Consider the following 18,881-nt stretch of genomic DNA (forward strand, 5'->3'; position numbering starts at 1 on the left):
AGCTGTCTGGGCATCCTGCCCAAACAGCCATAATTTATCTAATACTTATAAATCAAAATTTATGATTATGCAGTTACTGCAGCCTCGGTATTGCTCTTATTCACTCGTTCTTGCTTTGGTGTACGAATAAGAAAATATGCAAGCGTCAGCAGAAGGAAGCTAACTCCATAAATTAAGAGTAGGTCGAATTGTCTCCACATCACACTATAATCACCACTAGCAATTACGGCTTTGAAGCCCGTAACCGAATGACTCATCGGCAACCAAGGATTAATAGGCTTCATCCAGTTAGGTAAAAGTTCGAGTGGGAATGTACCTGCACTCGTGGTCAGCTGCATAACCATCAAGATAACCACTACGAAACGGCCTGGTTGATCCAGCCAAGTTACAATCGCTTGAATGATCATCATGAAGGCAAAGCTCGTAGCTAATGTAAAGAGATAGAATAGAGGTATGCTTTGCACTTTGAGATCAATCAGTTCCAGAACAATTGTATCCAAAATTAAAGACTGGAGTATACTCATCAACATGAAAGTAAATGCCCGACTGAAGAATCGTTGCCATCCTGTCGCCCCCTCCACCGTTGTACCTCTCATGGAGATAATGATTGTAGATATCAAGCTTCCCACAAACAAGCTGATGGATAAGAAATAAGGAGCAATACCTGTTCCATAATTTTTAACTTTCTTCGAAGTATCTTCCGTGACTTTCACAGGTTGTGCGTACATCGTCACCGTCTCATCGGTAGTTTTGACATCTCCTGTTTTGTGCGCAGCTTCTGTCAACTTGTCGGCGAGCTTGCCTGATCCGCTAACTAAGTCTCCCATACCATTTTTCAACTCACCAGCACCATCATTCAGTTTCACTGAACCACTTGCAAGTGTGTTTACGCCGCCGCCAAGCTTTTGAATCCCTTGCACAAGTGAATTACTTCCACTTTCAAGCTTAGTAGTACCCGCAGCTAGCGTATGACTTCCTGTTGCTGCTTCGGAGAGCTTAGAACCAAACTGCTTCATGCCTTGCTCAATTTTGGTGCTGCCAGCATTAAGCTTATCTGCACCACTTACCAATTTTTTATTTCCAGCTACGAGTTGATCGCTACCTTTAGCTAATTGACTCGTGCCTGTTGCTAATTGATCCGCACCTTGCGATAATTTCTTGCTTCCCGCAGCCAATTGTTCGCTACCTTCGGCTAGCTGCGTCTGACCTGCTGCAAGTTGTTCGCTCCCTTGAGCTACAGCCTGACTTGCGGCCAGTAATTTCTGCACGGAAGGATCTTGGGCTAACGCTGGGTTGGATTTGGCTAACTGTTCTAATCCTTGGGCAACGCCCTTGGCTCCCTGCGCTACTTTGTTACTACCTTCTACAGAAGATTGTAATCCTTGGTTCAGCTTAGTTGCGCCTGTCTCTGAAGCTTGAAGTCCTTGTTGCAGCTTCGCAGCTCCATCAGCAGAAGCATGTGCGCCTTGATTCAGCTTCGTATTTCCTGCGAGTGCCGAGTGCAGTCCTTGGGACAGCTGTTTTACTCCGCCTGAGGATTGGCTCACACCTGATTGGAGTTGTTGATGAGCTGCATTCAGCTTATCCAGACCTCCAGATAAATTGTGGGCGCCAGTACTCAAGTCGGCAGTGCCGCTATGGATTTGAAGCGCACCATTTTTGAGTGGGCTCAGACCGTTCTGAAGTTCACTTGTTCCGCTCACAAGCTTACTAAGATTCTCTTTTAACTTGGTGGCTCCATCTTCTAGTTTGCCAGCACCTGTATGCAAGTCGCCTGCCCCATTTCCGGCCTCTTTAAGCCCGGAAGAAATTTCAGTTATTTTATCGAACAGACTATTTGTATAAGCCTCTGTAACTTTTGCAGAAATCTTTGATTTTAGATCTTTCATCGCCGTATTTCCAATTTGCCCAGCTACAAAGTTATAATTCCCGTTAGGTTCATAGACTAAATCTGCTGGCTGAGGATGATCATTCATTAACGTAGTAGCCTGAGAAGAGAAATTCTCTGGAATGGTAATCTTCATGTAGTACTGATTATCATCCATTCCCTTATTAGCTTGATCATTATTAACAAATATCCATTTAAAATCTTTCGTCTTCTTCAGTTCATCCACTAAATCAGTACCGACATGAAGAGCCTTTCCATCATAAGTGGCTCCCTTATCCTGATTTACAATAGCCACAGGCAATTCATCCAAGTGACCATATGGATCCCAAAAGGCAGATAAATACATCCCACAATACAAAATGGGTATAAATATCACCGCAATGAATGAAACTAAAGTCAATGGTTTCTTGACTCCGGCTTTGATGTCTTTCGCAAATACAGATAATAATTTCATCGCGGTTTCTCCTATTCTCTTGGTTATACTCTCTCCAAATGTTTCTCTACGTTTTATTTAGGTAGCAATCCCTCGGCAAAAAAAAGCCGGATATAAGATTTAATATCGTCTTTGTCCATCGGATCATGCTGCTTGCTCCATTCAAGCGTCAACGTGATATAGAGCTTCAACAAGACGAATGAGGCTACTTTCGCGTCCACTTCCCGAATTTCACCTTGAATCGTGGCATGTTCAACCTGTCTCTCCATATAATCCAGAATGGCGTTCTCAACGCGCTGCATGGCTTCCCTAGCTTGTGGGGTTCCGAACTCCCGTACCTCTTGTGCTAGTTTAATCAATAATTCATGTTCCACTCGGAATTCCAACAATCCATCCAAAGCATCATATAAATTCTCGAAGAAAGCTTGATCCTTACGAATCTTCTGCTCAGTAATTCGCTTCATCTCTGCTATTACACCTTGCAAGATGTCATCGAACAGCTCTTCCTTGTTCGCAAAGAACGTGTAGATCGTACCTTTGCCCACATTTGCAATTCTTGCTACTTGATCCATTGTCGTCGCTTTATATCCAAACATAGAGAATGACTTGGTTGCAGCATCCATGATTTGTGTACGGCGATCTACCGACATTGAACTCCTCCTCTCTACAAGGTTACGCCCTTATAAATGACTAATATTCTAAAACGGTCAATTAGTCATACGGTCATTTATTAATTTAGCATCTTTACTATGGATTTGCAACTTTTTTCATGAAATAAGCATGTCCTTTTTCATAATAGTTAGTCATACGCTTTGACTTTCATCCTAGACCTTGGTCCAGCCCTTTTTCCGCCCACGGTCTGTTCTCTATAACTCAGCTTGAAAATAAACTATATATAGAAAGTTTGCGTCCCTATACATATGAAGAAGGAATTATCCCCCCCTCATAGGGAATAGAATAAAAAAAGCCTCCCTCTACTAAAGAAGAGGAAGGACTACTTGAAGCAGGTGAATTCAGTGACTAGAAAAAGAGTGCTAATTCTGTCCGAAGGTTTCGGGAGCGGACACACCCAAGCTGCTTATGCTATTGCTGCCGGCATGAAGAAGATTAGCCCGCGTATTCAGACTAAGGTGCTCGAACTAGGATCGTTCCTTAATCCAATGGTTGCCCCTTTGATCTTATCCGCCTATCGAAAAACGGTGACGACAAGCCCTGCTCTGGTTGGACTATTGTATAAAAAGAAGTATGAAAAGCGAATGACTCGCCTAACTAGGCTAGCACTACATAAAATTTTTTATACGCAAACGGCAGAAGTCATTCGTCATCTTCAACCTGATTTAATCATATGCACGCATCCGATTCCCAGTGCCGTAGTAGCCCACCTCAAATCTACAGGACTGAGTATTCCTCTTTATACGGTCATTACAGATTATGATGCTCATGCCTCATGGATTAACGCTGAAGCGGATCGCTATCTAGTATCTACACCTCAAGTGCGGCGTCTTCTTCTAGAACGAGGCATCGAATCTAGAGCTATTCAGATTACAGGCATTCCTGTGCATCCTAATTTCTGGACGATTCAAAATAAAGAACATGTGCGATTAGAACTAGGTTTAAAACATATGCCTACTGTCCTCATCATGGGAGGCGGCTGGGGCATGCTCTTCAAAAAAAATATATTGGATCGGATGACTGCCTGGAGCAATCAAATCCAGTTGGTATTCTGTGTTGGAACAAATACCCGTCTAGCCGACAAGCTGCATGATCATCCTGCATTCAGACATCCTCATATTATCGTATTAGGACATACGAAAGAGATTAGTAAGTGGATGGATGCTTCCGATCTCCTGATTACTAAGCCAGGGGGAATGACTTGTACTGAAGGGCTCGCCAAAGGAATACCTATGCTTTTATGCGAATCCATTCCAGGTCAAGAAGAAAGCAACAAAAATTATTTTATCGCTAGCGGCTTTGGACAATCCTTATCATCTGAAGAGGAAATTGACCTCTGGTTTCAACGATTAATACAGACCGCTACCCATTCAGAAACATTACAAAATTCTTCAGCCTCATCACATAACACCTATGAACCTGATCTTTGCGCAAGAAATTTAGTCTCTATGCTATACTCTAGCTCGAACTTTTCCCGTAAGGTTCCTCTAAGTTCGGATGAGTCGGTTTGGACGCAAGTTGGAGTCTAATTCTTATTTATGAAAGATTATTTATAAAAGGTATGATTGCCAATTTGTTTTGTCTTATGTTGAGTCCGTGCGATGGTAAGGTCCTTAGCTAATTTAATGGACAAAAAATAGTACGTATCGTCAGTAACCTCTTTGGTACCATATAAAGCAGCAGTCACTGCGCGTACGGAGTCTTTATTTGGCGTGACACGATTAAGACGCCCATTTCTAACCGGACTAAATTGATATTTTTGATATACAACTTCTCTAATGGTTTTGGGATAATTAGCTGACCGCAGCCGGTTTAAGACAACATTGGCAACTGCCACTTTGCCTTCGTACGGTTCGCCTTCCGCTTCTGCCATAACAATCTTTTGCAGGAGAAGCAGTTCTTTATCAGACAGTGCGTACTTCCAAGTAGATTGATCTTGATCTTCTGGACTTAGTAGCGCTGTTCTTGTAAAGAGTATTTGTTTTGGGGGGATGGTCTTGTCAATCTTTGGTGTTACAGGTAAGGCTTGTACAGGTATGGCCTGAGAAGCTGCATGCTCTGAATGAGTGAGTTCCACCTGACTAGAATGCGGTAATGTGTGTACAAATTGCTTTTGAGCAGGCACGACTACATTAGCACTCGACTTCACTAGCGAGGCATGATCTAGTTTCAAAGACAGACTATCTTGCATTAAGATCGGCGTTCCGGCATGCAACTTTGGCATGTACACTTTCGCTTCACCTTCAGCTTGTCCTGTTCTCCACAAAAGACAAATTGATCCAACACATACTAGAATAGCGCCAATCAAGAGCGCGACATAACGGTTTTGCTTAAAAATATCCATAAAAACCTCCTATTGGTTCCGGCCTTCATCTTATCCTCTGAACCTCCCGCTTCCCCAGCAGGAAAAAATCTACACAGAACAGATACTATGATATGTAACCAATAAACAAATCATAGAATCACGTTGCATATATTGGTATAGGTTCATAGTTGATGAAAGAATCTCGAAACATTTCTGCAAATTAAAAAGCTCTTTCCACAGAAAGAACTCATTCTAACACATAAATGTACTTTTGACAAAATCGCTTCCATTCATTGTTAGCTCTCTACAAATTTGCCTCGGATCTATTTTGATCACCGACATGATGATCCTTATTGAATTTTCTCGCAATCGGGGCATAGGTCAATCTATCAATAAATAAATCATTATTGGTTCTTTTTCCATTTACTGTAACGATAATTTTTGTATAATCTTGATTTTGCGTATTCATAACTTACTCTCTCCTTACATATATGCTTGTTCCAACTAACTATTAACCTCTTTTAAGCATTTTGAAACTTATCAATCCCTACTATATATAAAAATAGCCCTTTCGCTGAATCATGTTCGACTCAGGAAAGAGCTTTACGAAGAGAATTTTAATGTCCAAGATAGGATTGTAACATCCAAATGTGCTTGTCCAATTTGGACTGAATGCTTAGGAGTAAATCTTCTGTAACTCCATCCTGTGCTTCTTCTGCCACTTGTCTGGCTTCCTTGAGCTCGGTTACGAGTTGAGCAAAGTCACGAATCGTCTCGGCAACCCATGCGTTGGGTTCTTGAGTTCCTTTAGCTTCTTGAATAGTCGCTGTAGATAAGGTTTCCTTAAGCGTAGCAATAGGTCGACCTCCGATTGACAATAATCGCTCTGCGATTTCATCCAGATAAGTTCCAGCCTCAGTAAATAACTCTTCAAATTTTACATGAAGTGTAAAGAAGTGAGGTCCTGAAAGATACCAGTGAATATGATGAAGCTTCGTATATAGTAATGTCCAGTTGGCTACTTGCAGGTTCAAATGCTGTTCAAGTGTTGCCTGTTGCGTACTTTGAATTTGAGTTGGCATGCGTAATCCCTCCATGAGGTTTAGATTCATGTACTATTTTTAGATTTGATCTAAATCTTAAATCTATCTTATCATAATAGATCATCCTATACCCATGAAGATTCCATGAAAATTATCCTCATCAGTAAATTCGCTTAACTACACTCAAGTATGTGTACCTACCTTAACTTTTATACGAATGAACTATACTTCGAACTCTTTGCGTATATTCAAGCGGAAATGTTCTAGACTACGCTCTAAAGCACGAATGCCTTCATCTACAACTTGACGGTCTACCACGTTCGTATTCTCAAGTTTTGCTCGCTGTGCAGACCATTGCCGCTTCTCTTCTTCAAAATAGGCTTGTCTGCGCTGAATTTCTTTATATTTATCTAGAAGGTCCGTAATAATATCGTAGAACCGCTCATAATCCACAATGACCTCATCTAGCAAACGGTCTACATCTTCCTTTTCATAACCGCGCATCTTAATAGGGAATTCCTTCTCGTGAATGGACAAGGCATCCAGTTTGATCCCTAGCTGTTTGAATAAGTCTTTTTGGTCCTGCAATTTGCGTTCGTAATCTTCTTGCATCTCTTATCCCTCCATAAGCTGTTTGCTGCAACTACTCTCTACATTATAATGTACCACATTTAATTAGGAGGAATACAACTCCTTGTGTCCTTAATATCAGCAGTTAATAAAGTGAAGAACCTCTAACTCCAGCCCTTCTAGAGGGCACCAGAAAAGAATATACTCAGAGGAATACACATCTAATGACTTACATTTCGTAATTATGGCTCAGCCTATCAGGCAATAATTCCTACACAATAAATAACGCTAAAATAGCACCAAAAATAACAAAAAAGGCACCCGATGGGTGCCTTTCATTTATGGTTTGCTGTTCTCTTCTACGGCTCTAACGTCCTGATGCTTCTCTTCATCCATATAATCTCCACGCGCGCCTTTCTTGAACTCCTTCAGCATAGAGCCAAAGCTACGTCCGAGTTCAGGCAACTTGCTTGGACCGAATAACAACAATGCAGCGATGACCAATAAAAGTAGGTGCGTTGGCCGCAACAAATTCTCCAGCACATGTATCACTCCTCAGTGGATCTTGCCTTCAATTATACACGTTTATCTTGCTTCTGGGTAACCTTTTGTCTCTAAATGTAGAAACCATTTCGATAATCTGGGCATATGCTGTCTCATAAGCAACGGTAAAGGGGCGAACCTCATGAGTAGTACTTATCATCTGCTGGCAGTCCTGATTATAGGTCTGGCATCGAATCTGGACAATGCTGGTGTTGGCATTGCCTACGGTGTACGTAAAATACGAATTCCCTGGTATTCTAATCTAGCCATCGCCATAATTTCTTTTTTGGCCACAGTTCTGTCAGGACTTTTCGGCAGCCTCATTTCTGCATGGGTTGAACCATGGGTGGGTCAGCTTGTAGGAACATTAGTTATTGTAGGCGTTGGAGTATGGGTAGTCATACAACCTTTCCTAGAGCAAAAAAAATCCCTCCCTGAGCATAGTGGGCACATTACTCGCCTGCTCAGCAATCCAGAAGAAGCAGATAGAGATCTATCCCAGTCCATTAGCTTAGGCGAGTCCATACTGCTGGGTGCCGCACTAGCTATGAATGCCTTGGCAGGGGGCTTTAATGCCGGAATTACCCATTTGAATGTATGGCTAACTTCATTATCCGTGGGTGTATTTAGCTTCCTCCTTCTCTCGCTTTGTTCATTATTTGGTGAAAAATATGCAGCGGAGAAACTTGGCAATCGAGCTACGGTCATTTCTGGCCTGCTTCTTATTATTATTGGCATTCATCAGATGTTCTAGCAGTGAATTTTCCCATATACAGCATACAAAAAAACCTCCTAATCCGTATAAGCGGATAGAAGGCTACATAGTTAAAAATATATTAGTTATGTTCACATGTGAATTTGTTCTTACTATTCTTCGGTATGAAGCCCTACCTCTTGTTCACTCCAACCCCAGAACTTAAGAGCGGCTTGGGGATCTGTGGCTTTAGACTGTAAGGCTTGCGGCTTCTTCTTATAGAAGTATTCGCCGCTTATGTTCTTCACTTCAGGTGAGGTTGCTAAGTATATAGCTGTCTCTGCCCCCTGTTCAGCCGTAAGGAAGAAAGGACGAAGCATACCTACGATGGTCTTCCCAAATCCCGTTCCTCGGTCTACCCCAATATTGGTAGCTACTGCGCCCGGATGTAGACAGTTTACGGTTAGCGAAGTCCCCTTCGTTCTCCGCGCTAACTCCTTAGTGAACAGGATATTAGCTAGTTTAGAACGAGCATACCCTTTGGCAACAAAATATCTTTTGGACAACGTAGGATCCTCATAGTGAATCGCTCCAATTTTATAAGCTCCCGAGGATACATTCACGACTCTCCCTTGTTCAGCGCGAAGCAAAGTATCCAGCAGCAGACGCGTTAACAAGAAATGTCCCAGATGATTCACGCCTAGCATGACCTCAAAGCCATCTTCAGTGAGCTGCCTTTTCAAGGAGACCACACCTGCATTATTTACAAGCACATCCAACGCCTCATATTTTGCTGTAAAAGCCTCCGCAAAGGCTCGTATACTTCGTAAAGAGCCCAGATCCAATAACATTAATTCGATGCGAGAAGAACCACTCCGGCTCTTTGCTTCTGCCAGAGCTTTCTCTCCCCGCTCTTTATTTCGGCAGGCCATGATTACCGTGGCACCTTGTCGCGCTAACTCCACCGTGGTCGCAAGTCCCATCCCGGAATTTGCACCCGTTACAATGACTAGTTTATTCTTCATACGCTCCCCATTTCCGGTTCATCCCATTCTTTTTATATCCAAAAAAGTGCAACTATAGTTCCTTGGTCCGTGTTGTTCTAGTAACATCTGGCTAATCCACTTACAATCTATTAACCAGGAGGGCTTACAATTGAATTGGTATGAGGACTATGAAGAAGATATACGTTGGGTTTTTACGGAGGCAGAGAAGATTATTCAGGAATTTCCCGAACCCTTCGACACCAATGGACAAGTATTTTTAAGTAAATTTAATATTTTTGTTAAAGGGAGTTCCAAGAGTTATATCTGTTTCCTTCTTCCATTCTGGTTGGAAGACTTCGCTCATCTTAACCGCGAGGAGAGCCGACAGTTCTCTTTAGCCAATGTATTCATCATGCTGTTCTTCCACCTGCAAGATGATGTCATGGATAACCCTTCATCCCCCATCAAAAGTCATCTTGCATTAGCAAACCTCATTCAACTAAAGTATATGTCTATTTTTCATCATTATTTTGAAGCCTCATCAAAATTCTGGCATTATCTTCGCACCTATCTAGAGGAATGGGCTTCTGCTGTTTCTCGCGAGGGACGCATAACGGGCGGTTTACTGGACACATCCACTATGGCGCATAAAGCAGCTCCATTAAAATCTGCTCTAGCTGGCTCCCTCCTCCTCTCTAATCAAGAGCATCAGCTTGCAGAACTAGAGGATGCCGTCAATCGTACCTTAGTCACATTACAGATGCTGGATGATTGGCAAGACTGGGAAGAAGATTTAGCCCTTGAAAACCATAATAGCCTACTTGCTTTTATTCGCAGAGAATTGGATATCCCTCTAGAAGCTCCTCTGACTACCTCAATCATTGAACAATCCATATACTCCGGAGGCATTCTTAAGCGTTTTGCTGAACAACACTCCTTATTTGAATCTAACTTCGAACTAGAGATAGTCCCACATCTCTATGCATTTCATCAAGATCTGTTAGAAGATCTACAAGCCGCAGCAGCTCGAATTGATTCTAGGCGTCTAATGCTAGAAAAAGGAGGATTGCACTATTGGATTTCCAAAAATGTAACAAATACCTAGATTTACCATTTGCAATATGATATATTCATTTATGAAACCAAATACCTATTTTGAGAGGATGAATTCTATGACAACAGAGGCTATCCTTCATAATCAAGTCATTCAAAAAGCATGGCAAGATCCTAGTTTTAAAGCAAAACTTGTAAGCAATCCTAAAGCAGCGATCCAAGAAGCGCTCGGCGTTTCCCTCCCGGATCACATCAACATCCAAACCGTTCAAGAAACACCAGATCAATTCTTCCTCGTATTGCCTGCGAATCCAGTAGAGCAAAAAGAAGAAGACAAACAAGTTAAATACTACTGGTAATATAAAGACATCGGTCCGGTTCTCTGAGATTATTCAATATCCTCGGGGAACCGGATTATTGCTTCCGTTCCTACGCCTTTTTCACTTACAAAGGTTAGTTCCCCCTCCATCACCTCAATAATGCTGAAAGTTACCATTAATCCTAGTCCCGTTCCCTTACTTTTATTAGAAAAATAAGGTTCTCCTAACCTCGAGACTTCCATCGGTGTCATTCCTTCTCCAGAATCCCTCACATGAATGTAGACGTTCCCTTGCTTAGCATACGCCCAAATTCGAATATCGCCTTCTCCATTCAAGGCTTCAATGCTATTTTTAATAATATTAATGAGTGCTTGTTTGAATTTTGATGAATTACCTCTTACATATAAATGCTCGGGTATTTCCGTACTGATCTTGCCGCCTTGCAGATTAGCCATCGGTATAAGAATGCCTTCAATATGTATAAATTCATCTAGTATATTAAGAGAAGTAAATTTTGCTACCTCCGGTTTGGCAAACGTGAGGAAATCCGTAATGATGCCCGAAGCTCGATCTAGCTCTTCAAGGGCCATATTCAAGTACACTTTATCCTGACTCTGTTGCTTCTCCGCTAGCAATTGAAGGAATCCCCGAGTCACCTGCAAAGGATTTCTAACCTCATGGGCTACCGAAGCGGCAAGCTCGCTTATAATTTCCATTTTCTCTGAACGCTGAAGTTCATCATTAAAAATAACCAGACGCTTTGAATATTCTACGACCTGCTCATGGTTATTAGCGAATTTCCGTCCTAAGATAACGATCAACGATAACATAAAGCAGACAATTCCCCATTTCCAGTAGTACACTTGATACTTTTGATCCGAGGCAAAATATTGCACCAGTTCACTAATACAAATCCCTGCTAATAAGACAAATCCAATACAGAAGATGATCGCTTCACTTTTGCCTCGGATCGCATCAAGTAGGGCGGTTACCATCAAGACCGTAAATAATAAAATCATAAAATAGCCAATAATATTCACAGTAAAATAGCTATAGGTATCCGAATATTGTTGTCCCGACCATTGGTTCACAAGTAGGAATACAAAGCAAAACAGGCTATACAAGGTTTGCACTCGCATACACCACAATATAATCGAGTATCTCCCTGCCCCAATGACCTTCCAAAAGAAAAAATACATGGCTGGAAGGAAGGTAAACAATGAAATATCAAATATCCAGCTTGTCCCTTTCTGACTTATCTCAAAAAAGGTATATAAAAATGAAGAATACGTAATTACTAATAATCCACTGGTCAGAATCACAATGGATAAGGAAATCCAGCTATTTTTGTGCTCCATATTAAGAAAAAACGAACAAGAAAACATGACAACTGCTATGAAAATTAGCGCAGTACCGAGTACAAAGTCGATAACATCTTTTTTTACATATGATTTCAATAAGTCATCATAATACCCTACCTGTATCTCATCTTTCATAATCCCAATTCGGGAATTCGTAGAATGCATGCCTATGTAAAATGTACTTCCTCGTGTAGGATCCACAGGAATAATTATTTTTTTGAGATTGTAGGTGTTGCTAGCTGGGCTTTGATAGATTTTCTTACTCTCATTAAAGACAGTTACATTGGTGGCGTAGATTTTGTCCATTAATAAAGCTTGAGGAATTTGAAGGCCAGGATCGACTTGAAGCTGAATCCATGCATCTACGGAACCTGATGGGCGATTGGGCATGGGATTGCCAATATTCGCATCATTCCATCCTGTCAGAGGAACGATGTGCAGTTCATCTGTATTGAAATCCACCTCTTGAACCCAAGCTACTTTCCAAGAGTGAATATTGTAAGATGGATTCGATTTCGGATCTAATATCCCGGAGGAATACACGCTTATTCCCATAATTAATAGAATCATTGAAATACCTAAACCTTTTAACAACGCGTTCATGAGTGCACCTCTAACTTCTTAATCAACTTGGTTAAAGAACATGTAAAGTAGGAAAGGAAACTAGGTAAGAGGGAAAAGTAAACATCATCAAAAGGTGGGTAATTCGTCGGTGTGGACAATCGTCTTTCTAACCCTAACAAGCTTCTCTAGGAAAATAATAAAAGCACCATAGCGGTGCTCTAGGTGTCGACTCTAGGTTCAAAGTACATAGATAAGACTATCAAATTATTCCAAATTGGTAAATAGATTCTCTTCAATTACCTCTTATCTCGAGTTGCTTTTTTGCATCTATTTACCTAACTCTCCCTATCAGTTGCGCACTTTCATCATTCAAACCTAGGATTTCTATCTGTTTGTGAAGGACATCATATTTTGCAATAAGCTTGTGAAGTGCCTCACAACCAGACTGATCCCACACGTGGGAGTGGTGCATATCTACAATGATCTGGTCAGGATCATCAACACCTTGGAAAAATTGCTGAAATTGAGCGGTGGTTCCAAAAAATAAAGGACCTGCGATCGTGTATCTTTTAGCACCACTTTCCTCTATTTCTATCCCTACTTTAAGTGTAGCTGAGCGCCATCCATAAGAGATTGCACTAAGAATCACTCCTGAGACTACGCCAAGGGCAAGATTAGAGGTCCATACGACAACAAGAACGGTAACTACCATGACTACAGCATCTGCTCTGGGTATTTTATGAAGTGTACGGAGTGATCTCCAATCAAATGTCCCAAAAGAAACCATGAACATTACCCCTGCAAGTGCGGCCATAGGAATCTGCTTTACGATTTCGCCTAAACCAAGGATAAGGAATAACAAAAATGAGCCTGCCACAAACGTAGATAGACGAGTTCTTCCTCCAGATCTAACATTAATTACAGTCTGCCCAATCATAGCGCAACCCGCCATTCCTCCAAATAAACCGGTAAGAACATTAGACATTCCCTGTCCACGAATCTCCTTATTCTTTGAACTTGATGTATCCGTCATATCATCTACAACCGTTGCTGTGAGTAAAGATTCTGTGATGCCTACAACCGATAGAGCCAATGAAAAAGGGAAAATAATAGTTAATGTATGAAGATTAAAAGGAACTTGGGGCAAATGAAAGAAAGGTAGGCTTTGTGGAATCTCACCCATATCTCCAACTGTAAGGATTTTCGCTCCGGACAGAAATGTTATTACCGACATAATGATGATAGCTACAAGAGGTGAAGGCACTGCTTTAGTCAAATATGGAAGACCATAGACAATTATTAGTGTACCTAAAAGAAGGGCATAGGCGATCCATGTAGCTCCCTCGAAATTCGGTAACTGAGCCATGAAAACAATAATAGCAAGAGCATTTACAAACCCTACCATAACAGGATGAGGTACAAATGTAATAAATCGACCAAATTTAAGTACTCCCATCATCCATTGAAGAATCCCTGTCATTATGGTCGCTGCAAATAAATATTCTATACCGTACTTCGCAATCAGAGGTCCCATTAAAGAAGCCATCGCACCCGTAGCTGCGGATATCATACCCGGCCTTCCTCCAAAAAATGAAATACTCACAGCTATTGTAAAGGAAGCATAAAGACCCACCATCGGATCAACTCCGGCCATAATCGAGAAAGCTATTGCTTCTGGAATAAGGGCGAAAGCTACCGTTAGACCTGATAATATATCTTTTCGGACATTACTAAAAAAGTTGTATCTAATCCATGCTAAATTCAAACTTTGTTCACTCCTCATCGTGTGGTTCACATTTGTCCATTATAAACTACACGTCAAGCCAAAAGATGAGAGGTTTACCTCATAGCTGTTTCAGCCTGTCTTCTTTGTGTGTATGTATTACCAAGTAACGGGAAGTCAGGGCATTAAGCCCAGCAGACTTCTACGCTAAGGGGAGGATGGATGAACATGATTGAAAATCAAAATCGTAGTGAAGTTAGCAATGTAGAGGTTGAACACCGGGATATTCAGAAAAAATCTGACTCGAGCATGGTGGCTTCCACTTTTATCAAATATGCGGCTTATATTATTATATTTTTTGGATTCTTATACTTCCTGGTCAAGTATGTATTTCCTAAATTTTAATCGTCTCGATTTCGTAATACATAAAGCCTGAGGAATCGTTGATTCTTCTGGCTTATTTTTATAGATGTAGCTTCCAATCATATGCCTAGTTTGACCTACGAAGTTTGATACGACATGGTTTAGGGTAAGCTCCAAGTAAGGTGAAATTTATGGCTGAACAGCCATCCATGAAAGGATGTTAACAGATATGGCAGATGAATTTGATGATGTGAAGAGCAGAGGCCAACAAGAATACGATGAATATAAAACCTTAGCAAGTTATAATGAAGAAAATGATATTCCAAGTGATGATTTGTTACCGCACGATTCCAGATCTACACAAAGTCTGAGTGAAGGGGAGTCCATTTCCAATTCTAATTCACACTTTGATAAGGATCTGCCCGCAGCTCCTTTAGATGATGTTGAAGAAGACATGCCACTGCAAGACGTTCCAGATGCAGATGAAGTTTCCGAAGATAGCCCGGTAGATCCTGTCTCACCACCTGAGATTTTGGATCATGGTATTGATATTATCAATGGTTATGATGGTACAGATGAAGATGTATAAAATAACATATTAGATCTCAAAAAAGCGTCTCTCCATTAGGAGAAGCGCTTTTTTTTGCTAGATGGTATCTAGTTCAACATCCCTGAGTAATGAATCTTAATTGAAGCGTGGACTTTAAAATCCAGCTTAGGATACATTTCTGTCCATTCTTTCATCTCGGTGCTGTTATTCCAGTGAGTTGCCTCATAACGTAGTCCCCAACCTATAGGGTCCAGATGTGATTTCTGGATTTTCTTTAACAGAGCTTCTACCTGTTGGTTCATTTCTTCGCTAGCGGCTACTGAGATTTTTTCCAATGTTGTTTTGTTCATAGGGAGCTCCTGCTGGTTTTCTTCCAGTTCAGCTGTGATATTAATTTTATAGTCAATAGAAGATTTATCTTTGACATTGGATTGAATCTTATAATTTGATTTCGAATGCTCAACATTGTAATCCATCTTATCTCCTTGATATCGGAAACTAAAATTGGTTTTCAGATCTTTGGTGGTCAGTAGATTGAAGAGCCTGGTCTCTTCTGGAGTAAGAAGAACTTGTATTTTCTTTTTGTCCAAAAGATAAATCTTATTAATCAAAAATTCATCATCTGTTTGGAATTCAATCACAGGCAGCACTGGGTCCCACCCTTTTTCTTGCAGCCTTCTATATAAATTGTACAAATAAATGTTCACGATAAATGGGGATTCCGTACCATCCTTACTCAGGGCAAGCAAAATAGAATTCGCAGGAATCCGCTCTGTAGGAGGTTGTACCGTCAGAACCTCTTTAGCTGAAGGTTTGGCAATACCAATAAAGTTCAACAGCTGGATATCCCGTCTTCGTAGGGCCCAGTCTGTTCCGCCTCGAAGATCTTTACGAGCATAGGCCTCGCCAAAAAGGATCGCCTTACAATGACCAAAATCAATTTCCTTATCCACTCTGGATTTGGCTTCTCGGATAGCCTCCGCAATACTCACGGCTTCTTGCGTCAAAATTTCCACCTTTTCATCGGAAGTTTTGGGATCACCTTGTGGAATAGCTATTTTTAAAGTGACACTTAATTTATCCGGTGATTTTTCAGATACATCAATTCCCATAGCAATCACAAACAATTTAAGATCGATATCTTTGAATTTGCAGGCTTGTATGGGGAGCATTAACACTACAACTACTAAGATTAGTACTATCCGAAAGGTGGGCTTCATGTACTTCTCCCCCTTTTAAGCTTTCTAAATACCAGAAAAATCGTAGCTAGAAGCATGATTTCCCCTATCAGGCGGACGTCGAGAAAAATCTGTCCAACCTTATACATCGTATATTGATTCAGGTTATCCATTAGTAAAGTAATACCGCTAAAAATGATAATACAAGCCCAATCCACAACTTTTTTTGTATTTTTCCCCTGATCTTTTCCTTGTTTGGATTGAAAAGCACCTTTGAGGAGCTCCAGCGTAATGTGCCAGCTAGTAATCGCACTGACCAAAGAAAATGTCAGATAGGTAAAGTAGAACAAAAATAATACACGTTCAATAATAAAAGCCTTAGTTCGAAGAGAATCTGCTGTAGTAAACCAAGGATATACATGTTTGCTGATTCCCTCAACTCCTGAAAAGCCAATCGGCATCAGAAATGCTATTAATAACGTGACTAGGGCCGTCAAGCTAATAAGCCAGACATGTCTTACCTTTAAGTTTTCAAATACACGATTAAATATAGCCAGATTAATATACCCTGTGAATACAAAGGTCGATTTTGCAACGGAACTATAATGCGGTATATCCCATAGATAGGTAACCATCTGCCTAACCGCATCCCAACTGAAATATGGATTGAATATCCCTTTAAGCAGATAATATATTATTAACGGCAGATTCAAGACAAGCAATACTTCTAAACCATAGAGAATAGATTCAGTACGCATTCTCATGCTGAAACAGATAATCAAGAGAAACCCGAGAATGACTATATAAGATGGGACATCTGAACTGATATAACGCATAGTAATATCGACAAAAGCTAAAATCGTAATCAGCCCTGCAACAAACCAGATGGTCGAATACAGAACTAATAAAGGACGTGAAACAAATCCAGATAAATTCCCGTTAAGGATTTCAGGTAAACCCTGCTGGGGGAATTTTGACATCAATTTGGTAAACAGGATTAGTAATACTGTCCCGATAGGAATCGAAATGAGAATAGACATCATAGCGCCGTCAAATCTTCGGTCGATTAGAGATCTCGGCACATAATTGATGACGCTAATCAAGGCAGTAATGAGGAAGAGATAATAAAAATATTTATTTTTGACCATTTTCTTTCCCTCCTTGTACCCGATTAGCCCATTGATCCAACGCAAATATTTTAAAGTATGGCTTGCCAAAACTTCGCAGAGAACACAAGTACATAACCACGCCTACGAGACCCAATACGATCCCCAATAGACCAAAGACTGCTGCAAATATGATAAAGAAATATTTCATCACCCGTATGGAATACATCATCATATTCAAAGGAATCACAAAATTGGAGATCGCCACGGCAGATACAATGATGATCATAATGTTACTTACCAATCCCGCTTCTGTAGCCGCTGTACCCAAGATTAGACCACCAACCGTCGTAGCCGTAGGACCAATCGATTTGGGCAACCGTAGGGAAGCCTCTGTCAGGAATTCCATAAGTACCAACATAATAAATACTTCCAGATACGATGGATAAGGGACAGAGGCTCGGCTGCCGGCTACTAGCAAGGCAATTTGTACTTTCCATACTTCTGGATTAAAGGAAGTGAAGGCCACATAAATCGCAGGAAGTATCGTAGATATTATCAGACCAAAATACCGGATCGTCTTCAAAAACCAGCCGCTGATGGGGAGCTGTAATTTATCATCCATCGCAGTGAGGTAGTCATTGAATATGGAAGGCAAAATAACTACATACCCCGTGGTATCTACAACAAGCAATATTTTACCTTCGGAGAGGTTAAATACCGCTCTATCGGGACGTTCTGTTACAACCACTGTAGGAAATAATCGATGTTTGGTGTCACTTAAATGCTTGTCTAGTTCTCCTGCCCCTTGGATTAAATCCACCTTGATTCCCTCAAGGCGAACACGTAGTTCCTCAAGAATGGCCTTATCCACCCGGACATCATCATACATAATGGCAACTCGGGTTCTTGACTTTGCGCCTACTACCGTAAGTTCAGCTTTGAGATGCTCCGATTGATAGCGATGCCGAATCAGGTTGATATTGACTTGTAAATTCTCAGTAAAAGCATCGGATGGCCCTTGTACGATCACTTCAGTCTGACCATCGGATACCGGAGAAGATTCATTTTTATTGGCTTCAAATAGATAGATATGTCCATTCTCGAACTCTAAGCAAATGAAACCTTTGAGTACATTTTCCAATAGCGTCTTCTCATCTTTACCTACCGTAGTACCTGGATAATTCTCGATATAACTCTCGTAAGCTAGAATATCCTTCATCTCATAAAAAGGAGTAATTACGTAACGACTTACAATAGATGAATCACTCATACTCTTCAGGTAAAGCATATGTACACCGTCTGCTCCCCGCCCGAGCTCCTTTTGAGCCAGATCCGCATTGCCAGACAACTGCTGACTTAACTGTTGCAGTAAGGAATCTCCACTTTGTCTGATTCGCATGTTCCATGCCCCGTTTCCTAAATGTTGAGGTTATTTTGGCACAAAGCGGACAAATCCATGCAAAAAAGAGAAAGATTGCCTAAAAGGCATTCTTTCTCTTCATCTTCAACATTCAATTATTAGATCA

19 protein-coding genes are annotated in these 18,881 nt (G+C 41.0%); 6 read left to right on the top strand and 13 right to left on the bottom strand.

Annotated elements, in window-relative coordinates; all coding sequences use genetic code 11:
* Window positions 1–65: 65 nt before the first annotated feature.
* Together J2Z69_RS08500 and J2Z69_RS08505 are read right to left on the bottom strand one after the other, a co-directional pair.
* Window positions 66–2,342, bottom strand: coding sequence for a YhgE/Pip domain-containing protein (locus J2Z69_RS08500; RefSeq protein WP_209861106.1), 2,277 nt, complete (start codon window positions 2,340–2,342; stop codon window positions 66–68).
* A gap of 53 nt (window positions 2,343–2,395) precedes the next feature.
* A complete protein-coding gene (locus J2Z69_RS08505) occupies window positions 2,396–2,971 on the bottom strand; it encodes a TetR/AcrR family transcriptional regulator (RefSeq protein WP_209861108.1) in 576 nt (191 codons plus the stop codon).
* 366 nt (window positions 2,972–3,337) lie between these two features.
* Here J2Z69_RS08505 and J2Z69_RS08510 point away from each other — a divergent pair, with 366 nt between their 5' ends.
* A complete protein-coding gene (locus tag J2Z69_RS08510) occupies window positions 3,338–4,522 on the top strand; it encodes an MGDG synthase family glycosyltransferase (protein WP_209861110.1) in 1,185 nt (394 codons plus the stop codon).
* A 17-nt stretch (window positions 4,523–4,539) separates the two neighbouring features.
* On the opposite strand, the gene J2Z69_RS08515 is transcribed toward J2Z69_RS08510, so the two are convergent.
* From J2Z69_RS08515 to tatA, 5 genes are all read right to left on the bottom strand, one after another.
* The gene (locus J2Z69_RS08515; RefSeq protein WP_209861112.1) at window positions 4,540–5,337 is read right to left on the bottom strand and encodes a cell wall hydrolase; all 798 of its coding nucleotides are present in this window, start codon (window positions 5,335–5,337) and stop codon (window positions 4,540–4,542) included.
* Between the two features lie 265 nt (window positions 5,338–5,602).
* The gene (locus J2Z69_RS08520; RefSeq protein ID WP_209861114.1) at window positions 5,603–5,767 is read right to left on the bottom strand and encodes a hypothetical protein; all 165 of its coding nucleotides are present in this window, start codon (window positions 5,765–5,767) and stop codon (window positions 5,603–5,605) included.
* 148 nt (window positions 5,768–5,915) lie between these two features.
* Window positions 5,916–6,380 (bottom strand): Dps family protein, encoded by a 465-nt coding sequence (locus tag J2Z69_RS08525; protein ID WP_209861116.1) that lies wholly within the window; start codon window positions 6,378–6,380, stop codon window positions 5,916–5,918.
* A gap of 183 nt (window positions 6,381–6,563) precedes the next feature.
* Window positions 6,564–6,953, bottom strand: coding sequence for a DivIVA domain-containing protein (locus J2Z69_RS08530; protein ID WP_209861118.1), 390 nt, complete (start codon window positions 6,951–6,953; stop codon window positions 6,564–6,566).
* A 297-nt stretch (window positions 6,954–7,250) separates the two neighbouring features.
* Window positions 7,251–7,454, bottom strand: coding sequence for a twin-arginine translocase TatA/TatE family subunit (gene tatA / locus J2Z69_RS08535; protein WP_342591572.1), 204 nt, complete (start codon window positions 7,452–7,454; stop codon window positions 7,251–7,253).
* 142 nt (window positions 7,455–7,596) lie between these two features.
* Here tatA and ytaF point away from each other — a divergent pair, with 142 nt between their 5' ends.
* Window positions 7,597–8,208: a sporulation membrane protein YtaF gene (ytaF, locus tag J2Z69_RS08540; RefSeq protein WP_209861120.1), complete on the top strand. Its 612-nt coding sequence runs from the start codon at window positions 7,597–7,599 to the stop codon at window positions 8,206–8,208.
* A 113-nt stretch (window positions 8,209–8,321) separates the two neighbouring features.
* Here the strand turns inward: ytaF and J2Z69_RS08545 are convergent, their stop codons facing one another.
* On the bottom strand, window positions 8,322–9,173 hold the full coding sequence (locus tag J2Z69_RS08545) for an SDR family oxidoreductase (protein ID WP_209861122.1): 852 nt from the start codon (window positions 9,171–9,173) through the stop codon (window positions 8,322–8,324).
* A gap of 130 nt (window positions 9,174–9,303) precedes the next feature.
* On the opposite strand from J2Z69_RS08545, the gene J2Z69_RS08550 reads away from it, so the two are divergent.
* A complete protein-coding gene (locus J2Z69_RS08550) occupies window positions 9,304–10,239 on the top strand; it encodes a hypothetical protein (RefSeq protein ID WP_209861124.1) in 936 nt (311 codons plus the stop codon).
* Window positions 10,240–10,306: 67 nt separating this feature from the next.
* Complete coding sequence (locus tag J2Z69_RS08555) at window positions 10,307–10,546, top strand: NHLP leader peptide family RiPP precursor (RefSeq protein ID WP_209861126.1); 240 nt, start codon at window positions 10,307–10,309, stop codon at window positions 10,544–10,546.
* 29 nt (window positions 10,547–10,575) lie between these two features.
* Here J2Z69_RS08555 and J2Z69_RS08560 read toward each other — a convergent pair whose 3' ends face one another.
* Window positions 10,576–12,471, bottom strand: a complete 1,896-nt coding sequence (locus tag J2Z69_RS08560) for a sensor histidine kinase (protein WP_209861128.1) — start codon at window positions 12,469–12,471, stop codon at window positions 10,576–10,578.
* A 292-nt stretch (window positions 12,472–12,763) separates the two neighbouring features.
* Window positions 12,764–14,197 carry a SulP family inorganic anion transporter gene (locus J2Z69_RS08565; protein WP_245339100.1) on the bottom strand — a complete coding sequence of 478 codons (1,434 nt, stop codon included), beginning with the start codon at window positions 14,195–14,197 and terminating at the stop codon, window positions 12,764–12,766.
* Between the two features lie 186 nt (window positions 14,198–14,383).
* Between J2Z69_RS08565 and J2Z69_RS08570 the strand changes: the two genes are divergently transcribed.
* Together J2Z69_RS08570 and J2Z69_RS08575 are read left to right on the top strand one after the other, a co-directional pair.
* On the top strand, window positions 14,384–14,560 hold the full coding sequence (locus J2Z69_RS08570) for a hypothetical protein (RefSeq protein WP_209861134.1): 177 nt from the start codon (window positions 14,384–14,386) through the stop codon (window positions 14,558–14,560).
* Between the two features lie 187 nt (window positions 14,561–14,747).
* Window positions 14,748–15,107, top strand: coding sequence for a hypothetical protein (locus tag J2Z69_RS08575; RefSeq protein ID WP_209861136.1), 360 nt, complete (start codon window positions 14,748–14,750; stop codon window positions 15,105–15,107).
* Window positions 15,108–15,175: 68 nt separating this feature from the next.
* On the opposite strand, the gene J2Z69_RS08580 is transcribed toward J2Z69_RS08575, so the two are convergent.
* The 3 genes from J2Z69_RS08580 to J2Z69_RS08590 are packed head-to-tail and all read right to left on the bottom strand — an operon-like array spanning window position 15,176 to window position 18,754.
* On the bottom strand, window positions 15,176–16,288 hold the full coding sequence (locus J2Z69_RS08580; RefSeq protein WP_209861138.1) for a Ger(x)C family spore germination protein: 1,113 nt from the start codon (window positions 16,286–16,288) through the stop codon (window positions 15,176–15,178).
* A complete protein-coding gene (locus tag J2Z69_RS08585; RefSeq protein WP_209861140.1) occupies window positions 16,285–17,394 on the bottom strand; it encodes a GerAB/ArcD/ProY family transporter in 1,110 nt (369 codons plus the stop codon). Before J2Z69_RS08585 ends, J2Z69_RS08580 begins: the two co-directional genes overlap by 4 nt.
* Window positions 17,381–18,754 (bottom strand): spore germination protein, encoded by a 1,374-nt coding sequence (locus tag J2Z69_RS08590; RefSeq protein ID WP_209861142.1) that lies wholly within the window; start codon window positions 18,752–18,754, stop codon window positions 17,381–17,383. Before J2Z69_RS08590 ends, J2Z69_RS08585 begins: the two co-directional genes overlap by 14 nt.
* Window positions 18,755–18,881: the final 127 nt, after the last annotated feature.

This window comes from Paenibacillus shirakamiensis (assembly GCF_017874255.1).
In the GTDB taxonomy this organism is placed as follows: Bacteria; Bacillota; Bacilli; order Paenibacillales; family Paenibacillaceae; genus Fontibacillus; species Fontibacillus shirakamiensis.